The 25,576-nt window shown below is 69.5% G+C and carries 24 protein-coding genes; 8 read left to right on the forward strand and 16 right to left on the reverse strand.

Features of this window, described 5'->3' with window-relative positions:
• Nucleotides 1-7: 7 nt before the first annotated feature.
• The 5 genes from KF903_RS02430 to petA form a co-directional block, all read right to left on the reverse strand.
• Nucleotides 8-415 (reverse strand): ClpXP protease specificity-enhancing factor, encoded by a 408-nt coding sequence (locus KF903_RS02430; RefSeq protein ID WP_291210553.1) that lies wholly within the window; start codon nt 413-415, stop codon nt 8-10.
• A gap of 31 nt (nt 416-446) precedes the next feature.
• Complete coding sequence (locus KF903_RS02435) at nt 447-1,070, reverse strand: glutathione S-transferase N-terminal domain-containing protein (RefSeq protein ID WP_291210556.1); 624 nt, start codon at nt 1,068-1,070, stop codon at nt 447-449.
• Nucleotides 1,071-1,297: 227 nt separating this feature from the next.
• Nucleotides 1,298-2,026, reverse strand: coding sequence for a cytochrome c1 (locus tag KF903_RS02440; protein ID WP_291210560.1), 729 nt, complete (start codon nt 2,024-2,026; stop codon nt 1,298-1,300).
• A gap of 28 nt (nt 2,027-2,054) precedes the next feature.
• Entirely contained in the window at nt 2,055-3,299 is a 1,245-nt protein-coding gene (locus KF903_RS02445) for a cytochrome b N-terminal domain-containing protein (RefSeq protein WP_291210645.1), read from the reverse strand.
• Nucleotides 3,300-3,379: 80 nt separating this feature from the next.
• Nucleotides 3,380-3,985, reverse strand: a complete 606-nt coding sequence (gene petA / locus KF903_RS02450) for a ubiquinol-cytochrome c reductase iron-sulfur subunit (protein ID WP_291210563.1) — start codon at nt 3,983-3,985, stop codon at nt 3,380-3,382.
• 373 nt (nt 3,986-4,358) lie between these two features.
• Between petA and KF903_RS02455 the strand changes: the two genes are divergently transcribed.
• Nucleotides 4,359-5,525: a trypsin-like peptidase domain-containing protein gene (locus tag KF903_RS02455; RefSeq protein WP_291210566.1), complete on the forward strand. Its 1,167-nt coding sequence runs from the start codon at nt 4,359-4,361 to the stop codon at nt 5,523-5,525.
• A 108-nt stretch (nt 5,526-5,633) separates the two neighbouring features.
• Here KF903_RS02455 and KF903_RS02460 read toward each other — a convergent pair whose 3' ends face one another.
• Entirely contained in the window at nt 5,634-6,764 is a 1,131-nt protein-coding gene (locus KF903_RS02460) for a lytic transglycosylase domain-containing protein (protein WP_291210569.1), read from the reverse strand.
• A 249-nt stretch (nt 6,765-7,013) separates the two neighbouring features.
• Here KF903_RS02460 and miaB point away from each other — a divergent pair, with 249 nt between their 5' ends.
• A complete protein-coding gene (miaB, locus tag KF903_RS02465) occupies nt 7,014-8,366 on the forward strand; it encodes a tRNA (N6-isopentenyl adenosine(37)-C2)-methylthiotransferase MiaB (RefSeq protein WP_291210572.1) in 1,353 nt (450 codons plus the stop codon).
• 111 nt (nt 8,367-8,477) lie between these two features.
• Here the strand turns inward: miaB and KF903_RS02470 are convergent, their stop codons facing one another.
• Genes KF903_RS02470 through KF903_RS02485 form a run of 4 tightly spaced genes read right to left on the reverse strand, consistent with a single transcriptional unit; the run spans nt 8,478 to nt 12,088 of the window.
• A complete protein-coding gene (locus KF903_RS02470; RefSeq protein WP_291210575.1) occupies nt 8,478-9,587 on the reverse strand; it encodes an ABC transporter permease in 1,110 nt (369 codons plus the stop codon).
• On the reverse strand, nt 9,584-10,516 hold the full coding sequence (locus tag KF903_RS02475) for an ABC transporter ATP-binding protein (protein WP_291210646.1): 933 nt from the start codon (nt 10,514-10,516) through the stop codon (nt 9,584-9,586). The genes KF903_RS02470 and KF903_RS02475 overlap by 4 nt, the downstream gene beginning before the upstream one ends.
• A 17-nt stretch (nt 10,517-10,533) precedes the next feature.
• A complete protein-coding gene (locus KF903_RS02480) occupies nt 10,534-11,505 on the reverse strand; it encodes a biotin/lipoyl-binding protein (RefSeq protein ID WP_291210578.1) in 972 nt (323 codons plus the stop codon).
• Between the two features lies 1 nt (nt 11,506).
• Complete coding sequence (locus KF903_RS02485) at nt 11,507-12,088, reverse strand: TetR/AcrR family transcriptional regulator (RefSeq protein WP_291210580.1); 582 nt, start codon at nt 12,086-12,088, stop codon at nt 11,507-11,509.
• Between the two features lie 176 nt (nt 12,089-12,264).
• Here KF903_RS02485 and KF903_RS02490 point away from each other — a divergent pair, with 176 nt between their 5' ends.
• From KF903_RS02490 to KF903_RS02505, 4 genes are all read left to right on the forward strand, one after another.
• Nucleotides 12,265-13,263 (forward strand): PhoH family protein, encoded by a 999-nt coding sequence (locus KF903_RS02490; protein ID WP_291210583.1) that lies wholly within the window; start codon nt 12,265-12,267, stop codon nt 13,261-13,263.
• Nucleotides 13,260-13,718, forward strand: coding sequence for an rRNA maturation RNase YbeY (ybeY, locus tag KF903_RS02495; protein WP_291210586.1), 459 nt, complete (start codon nt 13,260-13,262; stop codon nt 13,716-13,718). Before KF903_RS02490 ends, ybeY begins: the two co-directional genes overlap by 4 nt.
• 246 nt (nt 13,719-13,964) lie before the next feature.
• Nucleotides 13,965-14,807 carry a transporter associated domain-containing protein gene (locus KF903_RS02500; protein WP_291210589.1) on the forward strand — a complete coding sequence of 281 codons (843 nt, stop codon included), beginning with the start codon at nt 13,965-13,967 and terminating at the stop codon, nt 14,805-14,807.
• The gene (locus tag KF903_RS02505) at nt 14,797-16,134 is read left to right on the forward strand and encodes a DUF4105 domain-containing protein (protein WP_291210591.1); all 1,338 of its coding nucleotides are present in this window, start codon (nt 14,797-14,799) and stop codon (nt 16,132-16,134) included. Before KF903_RS02500 ends, KF903_RS02505 begins: the two co-directional genes overlap by 11 nt.
• Nucleotides 16,135-16,165: 31 nt before the next feature.
• On the opposite strand, the gene KF903_RS02510 is transcribed toward KF903_RS02505, so the two are convergent.
• From KF903_RS02510 to iadA, 6 genes are all read right to left on the reverse strand, one after another.
• Entirely contained in the window at nt 16,166-17,938 is a 1,773-nt protein-coding gene (locus KF903_RS02510) for a Mur ligase family protein (RefSeq protein ID WP_291210593.1), read from the reverse strand.
• Nucleotides 17,935-20,730: a cyanophycin synthetase gene (gene cphA, locus KF903_RS02515; RefSeq protein WP_291210595.1), complete on the reverse strand. Its 2,796-nt coding sequence runs from the start codon at nt 20,728-20,730 to the stop codon at nt 17,935-17,937. Before cphA ends, KF903_RS02510 begins: the two co-directional genes overlap by 4 nt.
• A gap of 123 nt (nt 20,731-20,853) precedes the next feature.
• Nucleotides 20,854-21,105 carry a hypothetical protein gene (locus KF903_RS02520; protein ID WP_291210597.1) on the reverse strand — a complete coding sequence of 84 codons (252 nt, stop codon included), beginning with the start codon at nt 21,103-21,105 and terminating at the stop codon, nt 20,854-20,856.
• 275 nt (nt 21,106-21,380) lie between these two features.
• The gene (locus KF903_RS02525) at nt 21,381-21,695 is read right to left on the reverse strand and encodes a hypothetical protein (RefSeq protein WP_291210599.1); all 315 of its coding nucleotides are present in this window, start codon (nt 21,693-21,695) and stop codon (nt 21,381-21,383) included.
• 205 nt (nt 21,696-21,900) lie between these two features.
• Nucleotides 21,901-22,746, reverse strand: coding sequence for a cyanophycinase (locus KF903_RS02530; RefSeq protein WP_291210601.1), 846 nt, complete (start codon nt 22,744-22,746; stop codon nt 21,901-21,903).
• Between the two features lie 74 nt (nt 22,747-22,820).
• On the reverse strand, nt 22,821-23,999 hold the full coding sequence (gene iadA, locus KF903_RS02535; protein ID WP_291210603.1) for a beta-aspartyl-peptidase: 1,179 nt from the start codon (nt 23,997-23,999) through the stop codon (nt 22,821-22,823).
• A 320-nt stretch (nt 24,000-24,319) separates the two neighbouring features.
• On the opposite strand from iadA, the gene KF903_RS02540 reads away from it, so the two are divergent.
• Both KF903_RS02540 and KF903_RS02545 read left to right on the forward strand, forming a co-directional pair.
• Nucleotides 24,320-24,448 (forward strand): hypothetical protein, encoded by a 129-nt coding sequence (locus tag KF903_RS02540; protein WP_291210605.1) that lies wholly within the window; start codon nt 24,320-24,322, stop codon nt 24,446-24,448.
• A gap of 101 nt (nt 24,449-24,549) precedes the next feature.
• Nucleotides 24,550-25,569 carry a magnesium and cobalt transport protein CorA gene (locus KF903_RS02545; protein WP_291210606.1) on the forward strand — a complete coding sequence of 340 codons (1,020 nt, stop codon included), beginning with the start codon at nt 24,550-24,552 and terminating at the stop codon, nt 25,567-25,569.
• Nucleotides 25,570-25,576: the final 7 nt, after the last annotated feature.

Consider the following 25,576-nt stretch of genomic DNA (forward strand, 5'->3'; position numbering starts at 1 on the left):
CGTACCGTCACTTGACGATGCGCAGGTGTGAGCGTCGTGGCGGCGCCTCGGGCGCGGGCGCGTCGGGTGGCGTTGCCGGCGGCGCGTTCTCGGGCGGGAACATCATGCCCTGGTTGTTCTCGCGCGCGTAGATCGCGAGCACGGCCGGCATCGGCACCTGCACCGACTGGCTGACGCCGCCAAAGCGGGCCAGGAAGCGGACGGCGTCGTCGGCCACGTCGAACTGGCTGACCGCCCGCGCGGCGACGTTGAGCACGACGCGACCGTCCTGTACTGCGCTGGCCGGCACCTGCACGCCAGCGACGCTGGCATCCACCAGCAGGTGCGGAGTAAGGCCGTTGTCGCTGATCCACTGGTACAGCGCGCGAACCAGATACGGCCGGTTCGAGCTCATCGCTGGCGCATCGGCGCTCATGCTGCGCGCCGGTCGGCAGGTGAATGGGTCGTCACGGGCGCATCGTCCGTTCGAACGGTGTCACGCTGCGCGCAAAACCCTGGCTGTGGAAGATGCGCTCGCCGTAGTCGATGATCGACTGGGCTTCCTTGGGCAACTGCACGCCCAGATGACTGAGGCGCCACACCAGCGGCGCCAACGCGCAGTCGGCAAGGCTGATTTCGGGACTGAGAAAAAACCGCGACGCCTTGAACGCCGAGGCATTGCGCAGCAGTTCCTCGCGCAGGGCCTTGCGTGCCGCATCGGCACCCTTGCCGCCGGCCTCGATCTGCTCGACCAGGGCCACCCAGTCGTTCTCGATGCGCGCAATGGCCAGGCGCAACCGCGCGCGCGACAGCGGATCGACCGGCATCAGTGGCGGGTGCGGATAGCGTTCGTCGAGGTATTCGCAGATCACCCCGGTGTCGTACAGCACGAGGTCACGATCGACCAGGGTCGGCACCGAATGATAGGGATTGAGTTCAAGCAGTTCGTGGGGCGCATTGTTGAGGTCGACCAGCACATGATCATAGGTCACGCCCTTGGCGGCCAGGGTCATGCGGACGCGATGTCCATGAATGCAGTCCTGCGCCGAGTACAGCGTCAGAACCGTCCGCGAGCGTTGGTTCAAGGCCATGCCGTCGTCCCCTCTCCCGTCGATGCGCCCGGAATGTACTACGCGGTGGGCGCGCTCGCCTAGGCGCACCGGCCCACGGGCAGCGGCCTGCCGGTCTCGGGTCGCCGGGTCGGCCGGCCGGGGTGCCGTCCGTGCCCGGTCGCCGCGCGACGGCGGCGGCATGGCAACCACGAAAAAGGGCGGCCAATGGCCGCCCTTCAGGAGCTACCCGGTCGCCGCGGCAGCGCTCAGTGCACGTCCTTCCAGAACTCGCGCTTGAGCAGGTAGGCCAGCAGCGTGAACACGGCCAGGTACAGCAGCACCCACACGCCCATCGACTCGCGCTTGAGCGCGGCCGGTTCGCCCACGTACTGCAGGAAGGCCGTGATGTCGCGCACGCTGCGGTCGAATTCCGCGGCGCTCTGGCGGCCAGGCGTGGTGAGGTCGAGGTGCTCGATCGGGCCGTCGGCCTTGCCGCCCTTGCGCACCGGGCTCTGCAGGCCCTGCAGTTCCCACAGCACGTTGGGCATCGAGGCGTTCTCGAACACCGTGTTGTTCCAGCCCAGCGGGCGGGTCGGGTCGAGGTAGAACGACTTGAGGTAGCTGTAGATCCAGTCCGCGCCCTTGGAGCGACCCTCGAGCGACAGGTCGGGCGGCGCCTTGCCGAACCACTTGGTGCCGTCCTCGGCCGACATGCTGCTCAGCGCCAGGTCGCCGATCTTGGCGCCGGTGAAGATCAGGTTGGCTTCGACGTCCTTGGGATCGATCTGCAGGTCCTCGGCGATGCGCGAGTAGCGCACGTAGCGCAGCGAATGGCAACCCGAGCAGTAGTTGAAGTAGAGCTTTGCGCCGCGCTGCAGCGCCGCAGTGTCGTTGAGCGACACGTTGGCGGCTTGCAGCGAGCCGCCCTCGGAGGCGTGCAACGGCGCCAGCAGGGCCAGCCCGAGCGTGAGTGCGGCGGCGAACTTGATCAACATCGCTTTGCCCATGGTCAGTGTCGTCGGCTTAGTCATGCGTGGTCACCCGCTCCGGTACCGGCTTGGTGCGCTCCATGCCGCGACTGTAGAACCACAGGAACACGAAGAAGCCGAAGTAGACCGCAGTCCAGAAGCGACCGAACAGGTTCTCGACGAAGGTCGCGTCGACATGGGCGCCGAACCACTGCGGAATGACCTCGGCGGTGACGCCGGCGCCGACTGCACCGAGCATGACGAACGACACCGCGAACAGCGCCAGTGCCACCTTGTAGCCGACCCCGCGATAGCGGATCGACTTGACCGGACCGGCATCGATCCACGGCATCACGAACAGCACCGCGATCGAAGCGAACATCGCGATCACGCCCCAGATCGCACTGCCCAGGAACGACGGGATCATGCGCAGGATGGCGTAGAACGGCGTGAAGTACCAAACCGGCTTGATGTGGGTGGGCGTGGCCAGGTTGTTGGCCGGGATGAAATTGTCGTGTTCGAGGAACCAGCCGCCGAAGGTCGGCGCATAGAAGATGATGAAGGCGGCGATGAACAGGAACACGCCGGTGCCGAAGATGTCCTTGACCGTGTAGTACGGGTGGAAGGCGATGCCATCCAGCGGCGTGCCGTCTTCCTTCTTCTTCTGCTTGATCTCGACGCCGTCGGGGTTGTTGGAGCCAACCTCGTGCAGCGCGCCCAGGTGCAGCACGACCAGCAGCAGCAGCACCAGCGGCAGCGCGATCACGTGCAGCGCGAAGAAGCGGTTGAGCGTGGCGTCGGCCGGCAGGTAGTCGCCCATGATCCACTCGACCAGCGACTCGCCGATCCACGGCACGGTGCCGAACAGCGAGATGATCACCTTGGCGCCCCAGAACGACATGTTGCCCCACGGCAGCACGTAGCCCATGAAGGCCTCGGCCATCAGCGCGAGGAAGATCAACATGCCGAGGATCCACACCAGCTCGCGCGGCTTCTTGAACGAGCCGTACATGAGGCCGCGGAACATGTGCAGGTAGACGACCACGAAGAACAGCGAGGCGCCGGTCGAATGCATGTAGCGGATCAGCCAGCCCCACTCGACGTCGCGCATGATGTACTCGACCGAAGCGAACGCGGCCGAGATGCCCGGCGCGACTTCGAGCGCGCTCGGCTTGTAGAACATCGTGAGGAAGATGCCGGTGAGAATCTGGTTGACCAGCACCAGCAGCGCCAGCGAACCGAAGTAGTACCAGAGGTTGAAGTTCTTGGGCGCGTAGTAGCCGCTCGTGTGCGAGGACATGAACGACAGGATCGGCAGGCGGTCCTCGACCCAGGCCAACACGCGATTCTTGGGATGCAGGCGAACCATCGTGGTACCCATTACGCTGCCCCCTTGCCCGGGTCGACGCCGATCAGGATGTGGCTTTCGTCGACGAAGTGGTACTTGGGCACGGCCAGGTTGGCCGGCGCCGGCACGCCGTCGAACACGCGCCCGGACATGTCGAAACGCGACTTGTGGCAGGGGCAGTAGAAGCCGCCCTGCCAGTTCGGGTCGAACGGCTCGGGCTTGAGCTCGGGGAAAAAGTCAGGCACGCAGCCCAGGTGGGTGCAGATGCCGATCAGCACCAGCCACTCGGGTTTGATCGAGCGGAACTCGTTCTTGGCGTACTCGGGCTGCTGCGCCGTGTTGTCGGACTTGGGATCGCGCAGACGCGAGTCCACCCCCGGCAGCGCATCGAGCTGGGCCTTGGTGCGGTTGACCACGAACACCGGCAGACCGCGCCAGGCGAAGGTGACCTTCTGCCCGGCCTCGATCTTGCTGATGTCGGCCAGCACCGGCGCACCGGCCGACTTGGCCCGCGCACTGGGTTCCCAGGATTTGATGAACGGGATCGCGGCCACTGCGGCCCCCGCTCCACCGACGACCGCAGTCGTCGCGGTCAAGAACCGGCGCCGGCCCTTGTCCACCACAGCATCGTTTGCCATCAGCACTCCGCTGCAACTCTCAAGATTCAGAACGCCCGACCGCAGGGCCGAGCCCGCACGCCAACCCCAACATCCCGCCCTGCAACGGCCGTCGCGCGTGGCGCCAGGCCACCGCGCCATCGCCGCCGGCGCGCCCGCAACGGCGCGGGTGGGCCGCAAAATCGTGTTAGTTTAACCAAGGCATCCAACCCGCACAATCGAATGCGGCAATACGCGCCAGCCTTGTCCCGATGTTTCACCGCCGGGAACGACGCCATGTCCGCTCAGGCGGCAAGCCCGATCCCGACCGGCCGGTCGGTCCGCTCGCTGGCTGCCCGCGCCGACATGGCGAGCGACCGACTGGCTTGACCCCCACGCCGCCGCACACACCGCCATGTCGCCATCCCCCACCTACAGACTCTTCGCTTTCATCGCGCGCAGCGTGGTGCTCGGCCTTGCGGCGGCGTTCGTCCTCAGCGTGCTCGCGCCGCGCCTGGTCGATCGCCTGCGCGGCGGCACCGGCGCCGTGCGTTCCGACGTCGTGGCCACGCGTGCCGCGCAGTCGTACGCGCCCGCAGTCGCGCGCGCCTCGCCCGCGGTCGTCAACATCTATGCCAACCGCATCACCGCGGCGCGCTCGGCCTACCGCGTGTTCGACCCGCTCAGCCAACGCCTGCTTGGCTACGTCGCCGGGCCGGTGATCCCGCGCCGCGATCAGAGCCTGGGCTCGGGCGTGATCTTCGGCGCCGACGGCTACGTGCTGACCAACAACCACGTCATCAGCGGCGCCGACGACATCCAGGTCATGCTCGACGACGGTCGCGTGCGACGCGCACAGGTGGTCGGTACCGACGTCGAGACCGATCTCGCCGTGCTGCATATCGACGCGCGCAACCTGCCGACCATCGCAGTGCGCGAGGATGCCGCCGAAGTCGGCGATGTGGTGCTCGCGATCGGCAATCCGGCCGGCGTCGGCAAGACCGTCACCATGGGCATCGTCAGCGCCACCGGGCGGCAGTTGCGGATGTCGGCCTTCGAGGACTTCATCCAGACCGATGCGGCGATCAATGCCGGCAACTCGGGCGGCGCGCTGGTCGATGCCAGCGGCGAACTGGTCGGCATCAACACCGCGGTGTATGCGCGACCGATCAGTGCCGAATCCAACCGCGCGCCGCAGATGCCCGAGGGCATCGGCTTTGCGATCCCGGTGGCCACCGCCAAGACCGTGCTCGACCAGATCATCGAGCACGGGCACGTGATCCGCGGCTGGATCGGTGCCGACTACACCGATGTGCCGCCAGGCAATGGCGATGCGCACGCGAAGGGTGTCCTGCTGGTGCGCATCGTGCCCGACAGCCCCGCCGCGCAGGCCGGACTGCAGGCCGGCGACGTGCTGCTCAAGCTCAACGGCGTCGACATCGTCGACCAGATGGACCTGCTCAACCGCGAATCGGCGCTCGCGCCGGGCAGCACCGCCCGCCTCGCCGGCCTGCGTGGCAACCAGCCCATCGACGTCAACCTCGTGATGGCGCAGCGCCCGGCCCCGAGCACCGGCACCTGATGTCATCGCCGCCCGCGCGGCGGCCAGCGATGATGTCGCGCAAGCCGCGTGGTGTGAGCAACGGAGCACGCAACCCAATGCGCCGCAGCCGCCAACGGCGGCCTTGTGTTACGAGCGTGGCGCGACAGCGGCCGTGGTCGGCGCCGCGGCCGCGGCCCGGTAGCGCTCGCGCAGCGTTGCCACGCGCTGCACGTAGATGCGCGTCTCGTCGTAGGGCGGCACCCCGCCGTATTTCTGCACGGCGCCGGGGCCGGCGTTGTAGGCGGCGGTGGCCAGCGTCGTGTCGCCATGGAATGCCTGCAGCAGCATGGCCAGGTAGCGCGTGCCGCCACGGATGTTCTGGCCGGCATCGAAGGCATCGGCGACGCCCATGTCGCTCGCGGTGCCGGGCATGAGCTGCATGAGCCCTTGCGCACCCTTGTCCGACAGCGCCATCGGATTGAAGGCCGACTCGGCGTGGATCACGGCATGCAGCAGGGCGCCGTCGACGCCGAATTCGGCCGCTGCCGCGGCGATCTCGTCGCGGTAGGAATCCAGCTTCAACGCGGTGCGTGCAAAATCGATCGTCGAGTGCACATCGCAGGCGACACAGGTGGCGATGTAGGTGAACAGCACCGCAAACCCGCCCTCGCGCGGCTTGACGTTGGTGTACTCGATACTGCCGTCGGCGCGCGCCCGCTTGTACACGGCCCCGCGCAGCACGCGCGGCAGCGGCGTGCTCTGGGCGGCCGGCAAGGCCAGGTTCGCGACGGCCTGCGGCTGCCGCCACGGTACGCGCATGCGATAGCGCGCGGCGATGAACAATGGGTTGCCGATCGTGCGTGCCGTGCTGGCGACATCGGCCTGCACGGTCGAGAAGTCCTCCGCCACGACGATGCGCGCGGTCGATGCGGAGTTGCCGTAGACGGCGCGGAAGTCGGCGCGCGCGATCGCCGGCGGCATGACCGCCACCGCGCCGCGCACACTCGAAAAATCGGCGCGGTTCTCCTCGTAACGCCAGCCACGGTCCGCGCCTGCGGCTTTCGCCGCCGGCGTGGCGGCCACCGGTCTGGCCTTGGGCGGATCGGGAAAGACGTCGACGAGCTTGCAGTTGGAGTAACCCTTGGTCGTGCTCGTGTAGGCGATCGAGCCGTCGTCGGCGTTGCAACGATAGAGCGCGCCCGCGTGCACGACCGCCGCGCCGGCAAGAAGCGGCAGCGCCAGCAACGACAGGGGTAAGCGCAGGAAGGGCAAGGACATATCCAATCTGAACCGGACCAACAGTTTCCGCTGCATTGTTCAACTTTCCAAGCAGGCGTAATGCGGCATTGCAACATGCCACGCCGGGCTGGCGACAGGCGCCACCCCGGCAGCGCGGGCGACCGGCGCCGCCCGGCTGCCGCTGCGGCGAGGTTGCGACCCGCGGCGGCGCCGGCAGTTCCATGCCGTACGCATGGCTACCGGCCGCACGATGCTAGACTCGTCGACCCGTTTCGCGCCCACCCGCCCATGACCGGCAAGCTTTACATCAAGACCTACGGTTGCCAGATGAACGAGTACGACTCGGCCCGCATGGCCGACGTGCTGCGGCAATCGCACGGACTGGAGCTTACCCAGGATGAGGCCGAGGCCGATGTGATCCTCGTCAATACCTGCTCGATCCGCGAGAAGGCACAGGAAAAGGTGTTCAGCCAGCTTGGCCGCTGGAAGGACTACAAGCGCGGCGACAGGCCGGTGCTGATCGGCGTCGGTGGCTGCGTGGCCTCGCAGGAGGGCGCCGCCATCGTCAAGCGTGCGCCGCACGTCGACCTCGTGTTCGGGCCGCAGACGCTGCACCGCCTGCCCGAGCTGATCCAGGCGCGCCGCGACAGCGGCAAGCCGCAGGTCGACATCTCATTCCCCGAGATCGAGAAGTTCGACCGCCTGCCCGAGCCGCGCGCCGACGGACCGACCGCATTCGTGTCGATCATGGAAGGCTGCTCCAAGTACTGCTCGTACTGCGTGGTGCCCTACACGCGCGGCGAGGAAATCAGCCGTCCGTTCGACGATGTGCTGGCCGAAGTGGCCACGCTTGCCGAACAGGGCGTGCGCGAGGTCAATCTGCTTGGCCAGAACGTCAATGCCTATCGCGGGCCGATGCACGATGGCGCAATCGCCGATCTGGGCCTGCTCATCCACGCCATCGCCGAGATCGACGGCATCGGCCGCATCCGCTTCACCACCTCGCATCCGCTGGAATTCTCCGACTCGCTGATCGAGGCCTATGCGAGCGTGCCCAAGCTCGCCAACTTCCTGCACCTGCCCGTGCAGTCGGGTTCGGATCGCATCCTCGCGGCGATGAAGCGCGGCTACACCGCGCTCGAATACAAGCAGAAGATCCGCAAGCTGCGCGCGATGCGCCCCGACATCACGCTGTCGTCCGACTTCATCGTCGGGTTCCCCGGCGAAACCGACGCCGACTTCGACAAGACGATGAAGCTGATCGAGGATGTCGGCTTCGACCAGAGCTTCAGCTTCATCTTCTCGCCGCGACCGGGCACGCCGGCCGCGAACCTGCCCGACGACACCCCCGCCGAGGTCAAGCACGCACGGCTGGAACGCCTGCAGGCCGCGCTCAATGCCAACGCCGCACGCTACTCGGCAGCGATGGTCGGCACCACCCAGCGCATCCTCGTCGAAGGCCCGAGCCGCAAGAACCCGCGCGAGCTCACTGGCAAGACCGAGAACATGCGCTCGGTCAACTTCGCGGCGCCGACGCGGCTCATCGGCCGCTTCGTCGATGTCGTCATCACCGAGGCGCTGACCAACTCGTTGCGTGGCCGCGTCAGCATCGCCGACGACGCGCGCCTGTCCGACGCTTAGGCAGCGCGCGGCAGGCCCGCAGCGCCCCCGTGCGCAAGCACGCAGGGCAACCCGTTCGCCGACCATCGACCGATCGCGTCACGCACTGCGTTCCGCTCGCCGGCGCGGCGCTCAATCGAGCCGCTTGTGGAAGCGCACGATCGCCGCCGCCATCAGCACGATCGTGAACGCCACCAGCACGAGCGCGTCGATCCACAGCTCGGCCAGCGACGCTCCGCGCAGCATGATGCCGCGCACGAGGCGCAGGAAGTGCGTCAGCGGCAACAGTTCGGCGATCCACTGCGCCAAGCGCGGCATGCCGGCATACGGGAACATGAAGCCCGACAGCAGGATCGACGGCAGGAACAGGAAAAATGTCATCTGCATCGCCTGGAACTGCGACCGCGCACGCGTGGATATCAGCAAGCCGAGCGTGAGGTTGGCGAGGATCAGCAGGCCCGCGGCAATGTAGACGTCGAGCAGGCTGCCCCGAATCGGCACCGCGAACAGCCACACCCCCAGCAGCAGGATCACGCTCGTCTGCACGAAACCGATCGCGACATAAGGCAGTACCTTGCCGACCATCAGCTCGCTGCGCGACAGCGGCGTCGCGATGAGCAGCTCCATGTTGCCGCGCTCGCGCTCGCGCACGATCGCAACCGCCGTGAACAGCACGAGGGTCATCGTCAGGATCACGCCGATCAGGCCAGGCACGATGTTGACCGCCGAACGCCGCTCGGGGTTGTACAGCGCCAGCACCGAGATCGGGCGCGCCGCCGGCGTGCTTGCCAGCGGCGCCTCGCCGACGCCGACCACGCGCGTCAGCGGCATCTGCGCAAGCTGGGCCGCAGCCGCCTGCACCGAGGTGTCGCTGCCGTCGACAAGGACCTGCACCGCTTCGCCGCCGGCCGCCTTGCGCCGCTCGAAATCGGCGGGGATCGCGATGCCGACATTGATGCGGCCGCGCCGCAGCAGGTCGACGAGCTCCTGTGGCGATCGCGCCGCCACCGTGGGAGCGACGACGCCGGTCGCGAGCATGTCCATGACCAGCGCGCGCGAACCGGCGGTGTTGGCCTCATCGGCGATGCCGGCGTCGAGGCCGCGCAGATTGAGGTTGATGGCGTAACCGAACAGCACGAGCTGCACGACCGGCACCGCAACGATCATCGCCAGCGTGATGCGGTCGCGGCGCAGCTGGCGCAGCTCCTTGAGCACCACGGCCCACATCCGGCGCAGGTTCATGAGGCCCGCCGCGCGGGTTCGGCGCCGCGCTGCGTGGTCGCGACGAACACGTCCTCGAGACTGGCCGGCACGGCTTCGACGCGGGCCTGCTGCCCACGGCGTTCCAGGGCGGCGCGCACGCACTGCAACGCCTCATCGCCCGCAGCCGCAGTCAGCACGCGCAGGCTGTTGCCGATCTGCGCCACGCTGACCACACCGTCCTCGCCGAGGATCGCCTGCTGCGCGCGGCGTGGATCGCTGCTGACGACGAGCAGGGTCCGACCGGCCAGCCGCGCCGTCAGTTCGGCCGGCGTACCATCGGCCACCAACGCCCCGCGGTCGAGGATCGCGATGCGGTGGCAGCGTTCGGCTTCGTCCATGTAGTGCGTCGAGACGAGCAGGGTGGTGCCGCGATCGGCCAGCTCGAACAGTTTGTCCCAGAAGTCGCGGCGCGACTGCGGATCGACCGCACTGGTCGGCTCGTCGAGGAACAGCAGTTCGGGCTCGTGGAGGACGGCGCAGGCAAGTGCCAGGCGCTGCTTCTGACCACCGCTGAGCGTCCCGGCGAACTGGCGCTGGCGGTCGGCGAAGGCGTATTCCTCGACGAGCGTGTCGATGCGGCGCCGTGCGGCCAGCCGCGGCAGCGCCTGCACCGCGGCCATGAACTCGAGGTTCTCACGCACGGTCAGGTCGTCGAACAGCGAAAACTTCTGCGTCATGTAGCCTATTCGCCGGCGCAGCGCCTCGGCTTGCGCGGGGATTGCCAGGCCCAGCACCTCGATGCTGCCTTCGCTCGGCGTCAGCAGGCCGCACAGCATGCGGATCGTGGTCGATTTGCCCGAGCCGTTGGGCCCGAGGAAGCCATAGACGTGGCGCCGCGGCACGGCCAGATCGATGCGATCGACGGCGACGAGGGCGCCGAAGCGCCGGCTCAGCCCGCGGGCGCTGATCGCGATCGGCGCTTCATTCATCGCACACCATCCGCGAGCTCGACGCGCACCGGCAGACCAGCCGGCAGCGTGGCCGCATCGGCGTCGAGCGCCACCTCGGCGAGGAAGCTCAGCCGCGTGACGTCATCGCCGATCAGGGCGTAGTACGGCGTGAACACCGGCTCGCTGCGGATCATGCGCACCTTGCCGACCAGCGGCTTGCGGCGCCCTTCGACCGTCACCTGCACGGCATCACCCACGTGCAGGTTGGCGCGCAGCGCCGCCGGCACGTAGATGCGCGCGTAGGGCGCCTCGCCCGCCAGCAGCAGCGCCAGCGGCGCCGCGACCGGCGCCTGGTCGCCGAGCCGGTAAGGCAAGCTGTCGACGCGCGCGGCGCGTGGCGCGACGACATCGAGTTTGTCGAGCAGGACCTGCTGGGCGGCGACCTCGGCCTCGGCGGCGGCGAGCGCCGCCCTGCCCTGCGCGACCTGTTCGCTGCGCGTGCCTGCGAGCAGTTCGTCGAGCGCGGCCTGCGCCGCGCGCGCCTTGCCGGCCGCATTGTCGGCAGCTGCACGGGCGCGATCGAGGTCGGCGGCGGCGACGTAGTTGCGACCCTGCAGCGGCAGCAGACGATCGAGATAGGCGCGTGCGGCACGCGCTTCGGCCAGCGCGGCGGCCAGGCTGGCGCGCGCCTGCGCGATGTCCTGCGCACGCGGGCCGGCCTCGAGTTCGGCCAGTGCGGCACGGGCGCGCTGGGCCTGCGCCTGCGCGGCTGCGAGTTGCGCCTGCGTGCGCGTCGGGTCGAGCTTGAGCAACAACTGACCGGCGGCCACCCGCTCGCCCTCGTGTACGGCGACCGCGACGATGCGCTCGGCCGCCGGCGACGGCAGGCCGATGCGATCGAACTCGAGCGTACCGAGCGCCTGCGGCACGGGCCTGCTGCAGGCCGCGACGGCGAGCACGCCGAGCAGGGCCGCGTCGCGCATGCGAATGAGGGTCGGCTGCTTCATTTCAGGTTCCTCCGAGGCCGCCGCCGAGCAAGGCCAGCGTATGTGCGCGCAGCGCCGCGGCATCGACGTCGCCGGCACGGAACGTCTCGCGCCACAGCGGCGCTCCGGCGGCCGGAAACAGCGTCAGCCCGATCAGCGAAACGACGAGCAAACGCGGGTCGAGAGCGGCATTGAGCGCACCTTGGCGCTGCGCCTGCGCGAAGCGCGCGGCCAATGCCTGCGGCAATGGCGACACGAACTGTCGCAGCAGATCACGCAAGCCACCGCCTTCGCACAGGATCTCGCGCACCCACAGCGCCGGCAGCCACGGGTGGCTCGCAACGAGTTCGGCGACGGCGTCGACGAAGCCGGTGGCGATCTCGGCCGGCGCGCCATCGAAGACGAGGCGCGCGCGCAAGGTCGCGATCGCCGGCAGCACGCGCTCGTCGACCACGGCCTGGCGCAACTGCGATGCATCGCCGAAGTAGTAGTGCAGCAGTGCCGGAGTGACACCGGCCTCGCGCGCGATCGCGCGCAGCGAGGTTGCGGCGATGCCGACGCGCACATAGCAGGCAAGCGCCGCATCGAGCAGGCGCGGCCGCAATTCGGGCCCGTTCGCTGGCGGTCGACCCGGGGCACGGCGCTTGCGCGCCGCCGAAGCGGGGCGGGAATTGCTGCGGATGGTCGCCATCGGCATAAATTAATTGCTCGCTTAAATATATGCAAGTACAGGCCGCTCCGCTGGCACCGGCGAGCCGTGCGCGCTAGGCTCGCCGCCCCATGACCGCACCGACCTGCCGCGATTTCGCCCTCGAACCGGCCGACAGCGAACGGCTGGCCAATCTCGGTGGCCCGCTCGACGAACACCTGCGCCAGCTCGAACTGCGGCTGGGCGTGACGATCGCCCAGCGCGGCAACCTGTTCCGCGTCGAGGGCGCCGCCGACGCCGTGAAGCGCACCGAACGCCTGCTGCACGAGCTCTATGCGCAGACTGCGCAGGGCACGCTCGGCACGCTGCAGGTGAACCTCGCGCTGGCCGAAGCCGGCGCCGATGCCGTGGCGGAATCCGGCCACGACGTCGGCGACATCGCGATCCGCACCAAACGCGGGATCGTGCGTGGCCGTGGCGCCAACCAGCAGCGCTACCTGCAGTCGATCGCACGCCACGACATCAATTTCGGCGTCGGTCCCGCCGGCACCGGCAAGACGTGGCTGGCGGTGGCGATGGCCATCGACGCGCTCAACGACAGCCGCGTGCAGCGCCTCATCCTCGTGCGGCCGGCAGTCGAGGCCGGCGAGAAGCTCGGTTTCCTGCCCGGCGACCTCACCCAGAAGGTCGACCCCTACCTGCGACCGCTGTACGACGCGCTGTACGAGATGCTCGGCATCGACAAGGTCGGCAAGCTCATCGAGCGCAACGTGATCGAGATCGCGCCACTGGCCTACATGCGCGGCCGCACGCTCAATGATGCCTTCGTCATCCTCGACGAGGCGCAGAACACGACGATCGAACAGATGAAGATGTTCCTCACCCGCATCGGCTTCGGCTCGGTCGCGGTCGTCACCGGCGACCTGACCCAGACCGACCTGCCGCGCCAGATCCGTTCGGGCCTGCGCGATGCGATCGAGGTGCTGCGCGGCGTCGAGGGCGTGGGTTTCACCTTCTTCGAGGCCAAGGACGTGGTGCGCCATCCGCTCGTGCAGCGCATCGTGCGCGCCTACGAGAGCCGCGCCGCGCAGGACGGCAGCGACGCACCGGCCGCGGGTTCCGGACGATGACGGTATCGGTGTTCGTCGAGAACCGCACCGGTCGCCGCGGCGTGCCGCTGCGACGCTCGTTCCAGCGCTGGCTCGACGCGATTCCGCAACTGCGCCGGCGCCGATCGGCCGAGCTCGCCATCGTCATCGTCGGCGCCGCCGACGGTCGCGACTTCAACCGGCGCTATCGCGGTCGCGACTACGCCACCAATGTGCTGAGCTTTCCCTACCAGCGCCTGCCGGGCGATCGCTGCGGCCTGCTCGGTGATCTCGTGCTGTGCGCCCCCGTGATCGCGCGCGAGGCCCGCGCGCAGGGCAAGCGCGCCCGCGACCACTATGCGCACCTGACGATCCACGGCGTGCTGCACCTGCTCGGCCACGACCACGAGGACGATGCCCAGGCGCAGCGCATGGAGGCACTCGAGCGCCGGATCCTGGCCTCGCTCGACATCGCCGACCCGTATCGGGAACAGTGATTGGGGTCGGGGCGCAGTCGTGGCGAGCGGCGGCGTCTGCTGCCGCGTGCGTCATCGCAAGCAACCCTCGGTGGCGCGTCATCGACTCCGGCCCTGCTCGGGGCCGCCGCCCTGGTGCGCTCTCCAGTCGCTTTGCAGGCTTCCCCCTCGGCCGCGCGTGGCGCCCTCGACCCCGGCCGCTCGTAGCGGCTCCGACCATCTTTGCTACACTGCCCTGCCGCCCCGATGGGCATGTACAAACGGCAGATGAGCGAGGATCCTCCCAGTAGACCCGCACCACGATCGTGGTTCGAACGCATTACCCAGGCACTGTCGGGCGAACCCCAAAGCCGCGAGGAACTCATCGAGGAGCTGCGCCACGCGCAGGCCAATGGCCTGCTGACCAACGACACGCTGTCGATGGTCGAAGGCGCCATCGAGGTCGTCGACCTCAGCGTGGCCGATGTCATGGTGCCGCGTGCACAGATGGTGTCGCTGCCGGTGGATGCCCCGCTGGCGCAGGTGCTCGCCAGCGTGATCGAGTCGGGCCACTCGCGCTTTCCCGTACATGGCGAGGACAAGGACGAGATCCTCGGCATCCTGCTCGCCAAGGACCTGCTGCGTTGCTTCGTCGCCGGCGCGCAGGCCGATCTGCGCAGCCTGCTGCGGCCGGTGACGATGATTCCCGAATCCAAGCGCCTCAACATCCTGCTCAAGGAGTTCCGCCTGTCGCGCAACCACATGGCGATCGTGGTCGACGAATACGGCGGCGTGGCGGGCCTCGTCACCATCGAGGACGTGCTCGAGCAAATCGTCGGCGACATCGGCGACGAGCACGACGATGACGACGACGAGGGCACGCTGATCCAGGTCGGCCCCAACGGCGACTTCCTCGTCAGCGCGCTGACCCCGATCGCCGAATTCAACGAGCGCTTCGACAGCGAGTTCAGCGACGAGGAGTTCGACACCGTCGGCGGCATGGTCACCGCGCAGTTCGGCCACCTGCCCGAAGTCGGCGAGGAAGTGGCGCTGGGCGGCTTCCTGTTCCATGTCGCCAAGGCCGACGCGCGCCGCGTGCAGCAGTTTGCGGTGCGCGTGCATGAGGCCTGAGCACAGGCAGGCGGCAACCGCCCAGCGACGCGCGAGCCGGTTCGGGCACGTGCTGCGGCGGCTCGCCCTGCTGGCCTGCGCGGGCGTGTCGGCGGCCGTCGGTCACGCCGCTGCCGAACCACCCGCTGCCGAACCACCCGCCGCCGGGCCTGCGCCGCTGCCTGCCGGCGAGGCGACTCCGGCCACCGCTGGGCATCCCGCGATCAGCCTGTTGACGGTGGGGCCCGGCGACATCTACTTCGAGCGCTTCGGTCACAACGCGATCGTGGTGCGCGATCCGGCCAGCGGCGAGGCGCTGGCCTACAACTACGGCATGTTCGACTTCAGCGAGGCCCACTTCCTCGCCAATTTCGTGCGCGGCCACATGACCTACCAGCTCGCCGCCAACGCTCTCGACGCCGACCTGGCGCAGTACCGCGCCGAAGGGCGCAGCGTCGAGGAGCAGGTGCTCGACCTCGCGCCCGCGCAGGCGCAGCGGCTTGTCGCGTTCCTCGAGTGGAACGCCCTGCCCGAGAACGCCCGCTACCGCTACGACTATTTCAGCGCCAACTGCTCCACGCGCGTGCGCGACGCGCTCGATCGCGCGCTGGGCGGCGCGCTGCTCGCGCAGAGCGAAGGCCGCTCGCGCGGCTATACCTACCGGCTCGACGCGCTGCGCCTGATGGCGCCCGAGCCTGCGCTCATGCTGCTGATCGACCTCGGCCTCGGGCCGTATGCCGATCGCCGCATCGACTTCTGGGACGAGAGCTTCGTGCCCGAAACACTCGCCGCCGTCGTCGCGCGTGCACGCATCGGTGCCGATGCGCAGCCGCTGGTCACCACGACGCGCGAGCTGGCCGCCAACCACGTCGCGGTGCCGCCCGCGCTGCCGCCCGACCTGCGCTGGCCGTTCCTCGGCCTTGGCATCGGCCTGGGCCTGGGCCTGCACTGGCTCGCGCGGCGGCAAGCCTGCGCGGCGCGCATCGGCCTGGCCACGTTCGCGGTCGTGTTCGAGTCGTTGTGCGGACTGGGCGGCATCGCCCTGCTCTACCTGTGGCTCGGCAGCGACCACGTTGCCGCCTGGCGCAACGAGAATCTGCTGCTGCTGAGTCCGTTGTGCCTGCTGCTGGTGCCGGGCTGGATCGGCCATGCGCGCGGCCGCCGCGCCAGGGGCGGCACGCGCACGCTGGCCTGGCTCGTCGTCGCCGGCGCGCTGTTCGCGCTCGCCTCGAAGATCCTGCCGTGGTTCCCCCAGGCCAACCTACACTGGATCGTGCTGCTGCTGCCGATCCATCTTGCCCTCGCGCTGGCGCTCGGCGGCGCTACCGGCCGCACGCCGCGTCAATAGCGACCGCGCGCAACCCGACGGCGCCGCCCGCTCATCGCGATGCCGGCAACCGATCGCCGGCGCGCCAGCCACCCGCAGCGAGTGCATCGAGCAACGCACCGACACGTGGCCGCGTGTCGGTGCCATGCACGGGCAGCACGACCACGTCGCCCGCGCGTGCCCACGCGAGGAGTTGCCGCACGCCGGCGTCCTCATCGACCGGCCCGCTCAGGTCCGGCTCGGCGACGCCATCCGCGAGCAGCGCCGCGCGCAGCAGCGCCGGGACTGCGCCGGGCTCACGGCCGCGCAGGTAGCTGGCGATTTCCTTGAGCACGATGCGCGCAGGGCGCGCCGCGGCAACCGTCGTGGCGAGCTCGCGGATCTCGGCGTCGCTGCGGTTGCCGACCTGGCCGAGCAGGATACCCAGCCGCGCCGGGCGCAGCCCTGCGGCGACTTCGAGCAGGCCGCGCATGCCATCGGGGTTGTGGGCGTAGTCGACGAGCACATGCACGCCGCCGAGCTCGACATGCTGCAGCCGACCGGGATTGTCGGCCGGCGTGGCGCCGAAACTTTGCGCAACGGCGGCGATGACGCCAGGCGCGATGCCGAGCGCCTGCGCAGCGAGTGCGGCCGCGGCGATATTGGCGAGGTTGTAGCGCGCGGTGCCACCGAAACCGAGCGGCATCGCCGCAGCTGCACCAAGGTCATGCTCGTGGCCGTCCGCGTGCAGCACGAGGCGACCCGCGCGCAAGCCGCAGGTGGCCTCGCCCCGCGCGCGCCCGGCGCGCAGCAGCGGCGCATCGGCGTCGAGCGCAAACCACGCGCGGCGCGCCGTGATCGCCTGCTGCCCGGCCTGCGCCACGAGCAGCGCGTCGTCGGCGTTGAGCACGAGCGTGGCCGCAGCGCCGAGCGCGCGCGCGATCGTCAGCTTGGCCTGCGCGAGTGCTTCCAGCGTATCGATGCCGTACTCGCCGAAATGGTCGTCACTGACGTTGGTGACGATGCCGACCTGCGCATGCTGCACGGCCAGGCCGCGCCGCAGCAGGCCGCCACGCGCGGTCTCGAGGATCGCCAGGTCGATGCCCGAGGCGAGCAGCGCGGTGCGCGCGCCGACCGGGCCCGAGTAGTCGCCGCTGGCGAGCGCAACACCATCGCGATAGACGCCGTCGGTGCAGGTGTGCGCGACGTGCAGGCCCTGCCCGCGCGCGATGGCCGCCAGCAGGCGCGTGGTCGTGGTCTTGCCATTGGAGCCGGTGACGAGCGCGATCGGCACCTCGCTGAGCGCGTCCCACTCGAGCGCCGCCGCTGCCGGCAGCGCCGCCAACGGCCAACTGCGCGCAGCGGCGCCGGACCCGAGCGTCAGCGTGGTGTCATCCTGCAGCACGTTGCGGCCGCGCGCCTGCGCCGCCGCGTGCAGCGCGAGCAGCGCCGGATTGCGTTCGCTGGCGGCATGGGCCTGCAGGGTGGCCAGTGCGCTGGCTTCGTCCCACGCGGCGGGGTGACCGGGCGCATGCAGGCGCGCCCACGGCCCGGCGCCGAGCGCGCTGGCGAGCGCCCACTCGTTGACTTCGGTGGCGGTCAGCAACTGGTCGACGGGCGCGGCAAAGGCGAGCACGAGGCCATTCGCGGCGCTGCGCACGCTGGTCGCGGCCGCAGGCCAGCCCAGCGCCTGCCGCGCACGCGCGAGCTGCGCGCGCCAGCGGTCGGGCAGATCGGTCGCGACCGCCACGCCGACCGTCTGCAGCACCGCGCCGGTCGCCGCGAAGTGCAGGTTCCAACCGGTCAGGCGCCGCGAATCCTCGAACGGCAGCGACGGCAGGCTCAATCTTCGCTCTCGCGGGCGAGAAACAGGCCGCGCGCATCGCGGCTGACCTCGCCCAGGTTCGCCAAGCTGGCTTCGTCGAAGCTGGCTTCCTCGACCACGGGCGGCGGTGCCGCGCGCACAGCGGCCGGCGCCGGCGCACCTTCGGGGCGGAACTTGATGATCTGCTTCCACGAGCGCACCAGCGCATCGGCAAATACGAGCAGCAGATCCCCCTGGCGCGCCATCTGCAGGGCGGCGTCGATCGCGGCCTGCTCGTCGGGAATGAGCGAGATCGCGTCCTTGGCCACGCCGGCCGCCTGCAGCGCGCGGGAGATGATGAGCGGCACCTCGTCACCATCGCGGCCACGCAGATTGTCGTCGCGCCGGCAGATGTAGTGGTCGAACTTGCCGGCCGTGGCCTGCGCGATCGCGGCGAGGTCCTCGTCGCGCCGGTCGCCGGGTCCGGCCAGCACGACGATGCGCCGCCCAGCCACGTCGAGGCGCTGCGCGAGGTCGGCCATCGCCGCCACCGCGGCTGCGTTGTGGCCATAGTCGAACAGCACCTTGAACGGGTGTTCGTCGAACACGTTCATGCGCCCCGGCACCTGGAAGAAGGTGGTGCCGAAGGTACGCAGGCCCTGACGGATCGCGTCGAGCTTGATGCCGAGCGCAAACGCCATCGCCGCCGCGAACATCGCGTTCTGCACGTTGTGCAGGGCGCGGCCTTCGAGCGTGGCCGGGATCAGGTGCGTCCACAGCAGCGGGATGTGGCCGCCCTTGTCGTACAGCGTGATCATCGTGCCGTTGACGCCGGCCTCGAGTGCGCAGGCGCGGCCACCCGCGCGCACGTGCTCGCGCACGAGCGCGTGCGAGGGGTTCATCGTCACGTAGCAGATCACCTTGGCGTCGGTGTAGCCCGACATGCGCAGCACATTGGGATCGTCGGCATTGAGCACGGCGCAATCGCGCGCCACCTCGACCACGATGCGCTTGACCTCGGCCAGTTGCTCGAGCGTGTCGATGCCCTTCATGCCGAGATGGTCGCTTTGCACGTTGAGCACCGCGCCGACGTTGACGTGGCGCATGCCCAGGCCCGCGCGCAGCAGGCCACCACGCGCGGTCTCGAGCACGGCGATGTCGATCGATGGATCGGACAGCACCATGCGCGCCGACACCGGCCCGGTCATGTCGCCCTCCACCGTGCGCTGGCCGTCGATGTAGACGCCGTCGGTGGTGGTCAGTCCCGGCGTGTAACCGGCCATCTTGGTGATGTGGGCGAGCATGCGCGCGGTGGTGGTCTTGCCATTGGTGCCGGTCACGGCCGCGATCGGCACGCGCGCGGGCGTGCCGGGCGGGAACAGCATGTCGATGACGGGACCGGCGGCATCGCGCGGCGTGCCCTCGCTGGGCGAGACGTGCATGCGGAAGCCCGGCGCGGCGTTGACCTCGCAGATGCCGCCGCCGACCGTGCGGTAGCTTTCGGCGATGTTGGGCGAGAGGAAATCGACGCCGCCGACGTCGAGGCCGATGGCGCGGATCGCGCGCACCGCCATGTCGCGGTTGTCGGGGTGGATGATGTCGGTGACGTCGGTGGCGGTGCCGCCGGTGGACAGGTTGGCGGTCGAGCGCAGGTACACGGTCTCGCCATCCGCGGGCACCGAGGCGGCGCTGTAGCCCACGCGCTGCATCATCTGCTCGGCCTCGCGGTCGAGCTGGATCCGCGTGAGCACCTTCTCGTGGCCGATGCCGCGCCGCGGATCGGCGTTGACGCCGTCGACCAGCGCCGCGATCGTCGACGTGCCATCGCCCACCACGTGGCCCGGCGTGCGCCGGGTGGCGGCAACGAGTTCTCCGTTGACGACGAGCAGGCGATGGTCGGCGCCGTCGAGGAAGTTCTCGACGATGACCGAGCGCGAGTGTTCGCGCGCGGCATGGAAACCGGCCCGCACCTCGTCGTCGTTCATCAGCCGGATCGAGATGCCGCGGCCGTGGTTGCCGTTGTAGGGCTTGGTCACGACCGGATGGCCGAGCCGGCGCGCCGCGCGCACCGCAAGGTCCTCGCTCTGCACGAGTTCCTGGCGCGGCACCGGCAGGCCGAGCGAGGCGAGGATCTTGTTGGTCTCCTCCTTGTCGCTGGCCAACTCCACCGCGATGTGTGAGGTCCGGCCCGTCACCGTGGCCTGGATGCGCTGCTGGTACTTGCCGTGGCCCAGCTGCACGAGTGACTGTTCGTTGAGGCGCAGCCACGGAATGCCGCGTTCCTCGGCCGCACGCACCAGTGCCGCGGTCGAGGGGCCGAGCGCGCGGTGCTGCGCATAGCGGATGAACTCGTCGCGTGCGGTCGGCCAGTCCCAGTCGTCGGGCAATGCCCCGCGCGTGCGCAACTGCACCGGCAGCAGCGATTCGAGCAGCCTGAGCGCGAGCTCGCCCGCGGCGATGCCTTCCTCGCGCTGCGCGTATTCGTACACCACCGTGTACACGCCCGGGCGACCCTCGGCGGTGCTGCGCGTCTTGCCGAAGGTGACGGCCTCGCCCGCGATGTTCTGCACCTCGATCGCGACATGCTCGAGCACGTGGCCGAGCCAGGTGCCCTCGTCCTCGCGCATGCGGCGGATGAAGCCGCCCGGCTCACGGTACGAACAGCCATGCTCGGCCAGGCCCGGCAGCGCCGCGACGAGGCCGTCGATGAAGGACGCGCCGAGACGCGCCGTCGGCCAGTGCTCGAGCTCGCCCAGGTCCAACTCCAGCCGGATGACCGGAAAATGGGCGTAGAGCGACGGCCCCACGTACACCGAACGATCCAGGATGCGCATGCCGTCCTCCCCCTGCGAGCGAAGTCCGATCCTAGCGCGTCCACGCGGCTCGTGGGCAGGCCCGCGCCCGCGAGCGGCGACGCCGCCAGCGGCGTCCGCCGGCGCACGCCACCAGCACCGGCCTCAGTTCAGGGCACGGTCGCCGAAGTCGTCAGCAAAGATCAGGTCGGCGTCGCCGTCCGACCCGACGCGCGTGAGCACCGCATCGTTGTTCCACATGCCCACGGCAACCGGATCGCTCGATGCCGTACCTGCCAGCACCGCCTGGTGGCCGACGAAGCGCAGCTTGTCCCAGGCGGTGAAATCCGCCAGCTGGGTGCTCTGGTAGGCGGGGGGCGTCGACGAACACGGCACCGCCGACACCGAAACCCGCATCGGGTGCTCCATTGGCGTTCAACTGGATCACGAAACCATGCCCCTGCGGGTGGACCTGTCCCGACCCGGACACCTCTCCGACGAGCCAGATCCTGCCATCGATGCGCACGTCGACACCGCTCGACCAGTACTCCAACGCACCGACATAACAGTACGCGCACGAGGCGACACCGCTGCCCATGTTGCCGACGAAAGCTGTGGTCGCCGTCGGGCGTGGCGCCGATCACCACGATGCGGCCCTGCGAGCCGATGGCGACCCCGGCGACCGTGGTCAGCTATGCGTCCTTGAGGACCATGCCGTTCACACCGAAGCCGGTCACGCGCTGACCGTTGCGGTCGAGCCGCACGAGACCGATGCGCGAGCCCAAACCGCCCGGCGCCGCGCCGCCGGGCAAGTCGATCGCCACCACATAACCGCCGCCCATGGTGCGGGCGAGCCCCGCGAGTGCGTCGTATTGGTCGTCGCCGCCGGGCTCGAACAGCCGCTGCCAGCCGGCGCTGCCAAAGCTCGTGTCGACCACGGGAGCTTCGGCGCGGGCGCCCGCGGCGAGCACGAACAACACGATGCACAGCAGGCAACGGACCGTCATGGCGGAGCTCGCCCAACAAGATGTCGACAGGCGTGACAATACGCAGGCCGGCAACCACTCGGGACAGGCTCGGCGCCGATCCGCGCGCGTCGGTGCGATCAGGCGGGCGGCACCCGGACCTTGCACGTCTTGCGCGCGGTCGGGCGCGGCCAGCCAGCAAGGCCGCGCATTGGGCAGCGACGCCGGCGCTGGCGGCGGCGCCGCCTCAGTGGTGCTTGGAGCCCGCGAGCCGACCCGCCGAGGCGCGCCGCGTATGCAGGTTGAAAGTCGCGCCGGCAACGAGGATGTGGATCTTGAGGCCGAGCAGACACACCGGCTCGTCGGCGTCGGCCTGGTCCATCGACGAAAACTGCAATTCGCTGGCATCGACCACGGTGACGCCGCCCGAGCCTTCCACCTCGAGCGTGTTGTCGGGGCGGATGAAGGCGGCGGTGTCTTCGTCCAGGCCGATGCCGACCGCGAACGGGTTGTAGGCCAGCGCCGCGAGCAGGCGGCCGAGACGGTCGCGCTGGCGGAAATGCTGGTCGATCACGAAGCGGTTGGTCAGGCCCAGTCCCGGCGCCAGATGCACGCTCGATGCGGTCGGCGAGCCGCCCTCCTTGCCGAAGGCGATCATGTGCTCGGACAGGATCGAGGCGCCGGCACTGGTGCCGCCCACGTGCATGCCCTGCGCATTGCGCAGCCGGATCAGCTTGGCGATCGGCGTGCCGCCAAGGAGCGTCGACAGCCGCAACTGGTTGCCGCCGGTGAAGAACACGCCGCTGGCACGCTCGATGTGCTGCCAGCGGTTGGCCTCGCCGGCGTCGCGGCGCGTGTCGAAGTCGAGCGCGGTGACCTGGCCGGCGCCGAGCTCCGCGAACAGGCGCTCGTAGCGCTCGCCCGTGGTGGCGAGCTGGCTCGCGGTCGGAATGACCACGATGTCGGCGGCATTGCCGCCGCACAGCTCCACGAAGCGGCGCAGGATGCGCGGATCGTGGTCCTTTTCCTCGGCGCCGCCGATCGGCACGATCCAGCCGCGTTCATTGCCTTCACTGACCTTGCTTGGACACATCGCGCCCGCTTCCCCCCGAATTCATCGCACAAGTCTATCGCCACCGGCAGCGGCGTGGCGCCGACGGTACTGCCTCAGCGGGCTTCGAACCAACCGTGCCGGCAGACACGGCCGTCCTGCAGGTGGATCGCGCCACGCGCGATCACGAGCTGCGCGTTGCCGGCCGCATCGAGCGCCACGAGGTCGGCATCGGCGCCGACCGCGATATGGCCCTTGCCGGCCAGCCGCAGCAGCCGCGCCGGGTTGCTCGTGAACGGCGGCAGCGCCTGCTCCAGCGGCACGCCCTGCGCCAGCAGCCCGCGCAGCGTCGCCAGCAGCGCGCCCGACTCACCCACCTCCATGCTCACGACGCAGCCGTCGCCATCGAAACAGGGCAACGAGCCGCCGGCATCGGAACTGATGCTCAACCGTTCGGCCGGCGCGCCGCTGGCCTGATAGCGCAGGAAGGCCGCGACCGCGTCCCAGGCGTCCTCGCCCTCGTCGACCGGAAACGCGGTGACGTCGATGTGGACACCCTGCCGTGCCAGTTCCAGCGCCTCATCGAACAATGCCTTGCGGCGGTTGACGTGGGTTGGCTGGAACGTGCGCGCCGGCAGCTCGGTTTCGGCCAGCGCGCGGCGCACGAAATCGAGTCCGCGCGCACCATCGCCCAGATGCAGGTGGAGGATGCCGGCCTTGCCGGTCATGAGGCCGGCCACGTGCGCATCGGCGGCGACGCGCATGAGTTCGTCGAAACCGGGCTGGCTCGAACGATGGTCGCTGATCGCCACCTCGCCCACGCCGATCAGCGGCTCGATCAGCACGAGGTCGCCGCGCACGCTGCCGGTGAGCGTCGCCGGCGGCAAGTGGTAGCCGCCCACGTAGGCATAGGCGCTGAGCCCTTCCTCGCGCAGCGCATGGACCTGGGCAAGCAATTCGCGCGGCGTGCGGACCACGTCGTCGGTACCGAGCAGGCCGACCACGGTGGTGACGCCCGCGCGCGTGAAGCGCGACAGCGCCTGCGGCGGCACGCGCGAGCGGAAGCCGGCCTCGCCGCCACCGCCGGTGACATGCACATGGCCATCGACCAGCCCGGGGATGAGCCGTTGCCCCTGCAGGTCGAGCGTGCGCACAGCCAGTGCGCCGGGCAGCTCGAGCGCGTCGCGGCCGAGCCACAGGATGCGCCCGCCACCGAGCAGAACCTCGCACGTCCCCAGCGGCGCCGGCGCGTACACCTGTGCGTTGCGCAGCAGAATGAGGTCGGTGGCGGTCATCGGCGATCCTCGCGGCGCACGGCGGCATGGCGCGCCAGTCTAGCAAGCACGCCGCCGGCCACCACGCGCGCGGTGACATCAACTCGCGATGAACCTGCACGGGCGCAGCCTGCTCCGCTGCCTCGCCGCACGGCCCATGCGCCGGGCAAGCTCGGCTCATGGGCCGCTTGGCACCTTGCCGACGCAATGGCGCCGGCTCGCACACGCGTCGCCGCACCACCCGGCCGCGCACGGCCATGTCCGGTTTGGTCGCGACTTGACGCCACTTCCCCCCGACCCGCGGCGGAACCGTGCCGCAAGCCTTGTTGCAGAGGACCCTCATGTTGGAGTCCCTGATGTTTGCCACCCTCGCGAGCTTCGCGCTGGGCGCCGCCCACACGGCCACGCCCGACGCCTTCGCCAACGACTCGATCTTCGCCGACACCTTCGGCGGCGGCAACGCCGACTGAGGGACCGCTGCCGATTCGAGGGCCAGGGACGGCCACCCCGACGCGGTGCATGCGCCGGCCGGTGATTGCCGCGCGGGCGCCGCGCGCGGCATCATCACGCGATGGACACCGCCCCCACCAGCCTGCCCAGCGAGCGCGCCGACGGCGACCCGATGCTCGTCAACTGCGTGGCCTACGCGGCCGACGGCCAGCGCCTGCACGACCTGACGATCGACGAGATCAGTGATGTGCTGGCCACGCCCGATCAATGGGTGTGGGTCGGCCTGCACGAGCCCAGCGAGGACATGCTGGAGAAGCTGCAGGACGAGTTCGGCCTGCACGAGCTCGCGATCGAGGACGCCCACAACGCGCACCAGCGCGCCAAGATCGAGGTCTACGGCGACTCGCTGTTCATTGTCGTGCACACGGCGCAGACGGTCGGCGGCCGGATCGCGTTCGGCGAAACCCACGTGTTCCTCGGCAAACGCTACATCGTGACCGTGCGCCACGGCGCCTCGCTGTCGTATTCGACCGTGCGCCGCGGCTGCGAGCAGGAGCCCGAGCAGCTCGCGCTGGGTCCGAGCTACTCACTGCATGGCGTGCTCGATTTCATCGTCGACAACTTCTTCCCGCTGGTACGCGAGTTCCGCGAGGAACTGCAAGAGCTCGAGGAAGACGTGTTCGAGGGCACCTTCAAGCGCGAGACGATCCGCCGCCTGTACGACCTCAAGAAGGAACTGGTCACGCTGCGCCTGGCGATCGCGCCGATCCAGGACATCCTCAACCAGCTCGTACGCCAGTATCCGAGCCTGATCCGCGACGAGGTGCGACCGTACTTCCGCGACGTGCAGGACCACGCGGCGCGCATCAGCCAGTCGACCGATACGATGAGCGAGATGCTGTCGTCGGCGATCAGCGTCAACCTGGCGCTCGTCGGCGTCGCCCAGAATGAGGTGGTCAAGCGCCTCGCCGGCTGGGCCGCGCTGCTGGCCGCGCCGACGCTGATCGCAAGCTGGTACGGCATGAACTTCCGCGACATGCCCGAACTCGACCGCACCGGTGCCTATCCGACCCTCATCGGCGTCACGCTGTGCATCTGCGGCGTGCTTTACCTCGTGCTCAAGCGCGCGAAGTGGCTGTAGCGCGCGA

The organism is Dokdonella sp. (assembly GCF_019634845.1).
Lineage (GTDB): Bacteria > Pseudomonadota > Gammaproteobacteria > Xanthomonadales > Rhodanobacteraceae > Dokdonella_A.

Coding starts and splice junctions, on each gene's coding strand:
- KF903_RS02525 (WP_291210599.1), bottom strand. CDS start 21,695: ATGACGGTCCGTTGCCTGCTGTGCATCGTGTTGTTCGTGCTCGCCGCG.
- cphA (WP_291210595.1), bottom strand. CDS start 20,730: ATGCGCATCCTGGATCGTTCGGTGTACGTGGGGCCGTCGCTCTACGCC.
- KF903_RS02545 (WP_291210606.1), top strand. CDS start 24,550: ATGGACACCGCCCCCACCAGCCTGCCCAGCGAGCGCGCCGACGGCGAC.
- KF903_RS02505 (WP_291210591.1), top strand. CDS start 14,797: ATGAGGCCTGAGCACAGGCAGGCGGCAACCGCCCAGCGACGCGCGAGC.
- KF903_RS02460 (WP_291210569.1), bottom strand. CDS start 6,764: ATGTCCTTGCCCTTCCTGCGCTTACCCCTGTCGTTGCTGGCGCTGCCG.
- iadA (WP_291210603.1), bottom strand. CDS start 23,999: ATGACCGCCACCGACCTCATTCTGCTGCGCAACGCACAGGTGTACGCG.
- KF903_RS02455 (WP_291210566.1), top strand. CDS start 4,359: ATGTCGCCATCCCCCACCTACAGACTCTTCGCTTTCATCGCGCGCAGC.
- ybeY (WP_291210586.1), top strand. CDS start 13,260: ATGACGGTATCGGTGTTCGTCGAGAACCGCACCGGTCGCCGCGGCGTG.
- petA (WP_291210563.1), bottom strand. CDS start 3,985: ATGGCAAACGATGCTGTGGTGGACAAGGGCCGGCGCCGGTTCTTGACC.
- KF903_RS02530 (WP_291210601.1), bottom strand. CDS start 22,746: ATGTGTCCAAGCAAGGTCAGTGAAGGCAATGAACGCGGCTGGATCGTG.
- KF903_RS02430 (WP_291210553.1), bottom strand. CDS start 415: ATGAGCGCCGATGCGCCAGCGATGAGCTCGAACCGGCCGTATCTGGTT.
- KF903_RS02540 (WP_291210605.1), top strand. CDS start 24,320: ATGTTGGAGTCCCTGATGTTTGCCACCCTCGCGAGCTTCGCGCTGGGC.
- KF903_RS02500 (WP_291210589.1), top strand. CDS start 13,965: ATGAGCGAGGATCCTCCCAGTAGACCCGCACCACGATCGTGGTTCGAA.
- KF903_RS02445 (WP_291210645.1), bottom strand. CDS start 3,299: ATGTCCTCGCACACGAGCGGCTACTACGCGCCCAAGAACTTCAACCTC.
- KF903_RS02435 (WP_291210556.1), bottom strand. CDS start 1,070: ATGGCCTTGAACCAACGCTCGCGGACGGTTCTGACGCTGTACTCGGCG.
- KF903_RS02520 (WP_291210597.1), bottom strand. CDS start 21,105: ATGCGGGTTTCGGTGTCGGCGGTGCCGTGTTCGTCGACGCCCCCCGCC.
- KF903_RS02440 (WP_291210560.1), bottom strand. CDS start 2,026: ATGTTGATCAAGTTCGCCGCCGCACTCACGCTCGGGCTGGCCCTGCTG.
- KF903_RS02480 (WP_291210578.1), bottom strand. CDS start 11,505: ATGAAGCAGCCGACCCTCATTCGCATGCGCGACGCGGCCCTGCTCGGC.
- miaB (WP_291210572.1), top strand. CDS start 7,014: ATGACCGGCAAGCTTTACATCAAGACCTACGGTTGCCAGATGAACGAG.
- KF903_RS02470 (WP_291210575.1), bottom strand. CDS start 9,587: ATGAACCTGCGCCGGATGTGGGCCGTGGTGCTCAAGGAGCTGCGCCAG.
- KF903_RS02490 (WP_291210583.1), top strand. CDS start 12,265: ATGACCGCACCGACCTGCCGCGATTTCGCCCTCGAACCGGCCGACAGC.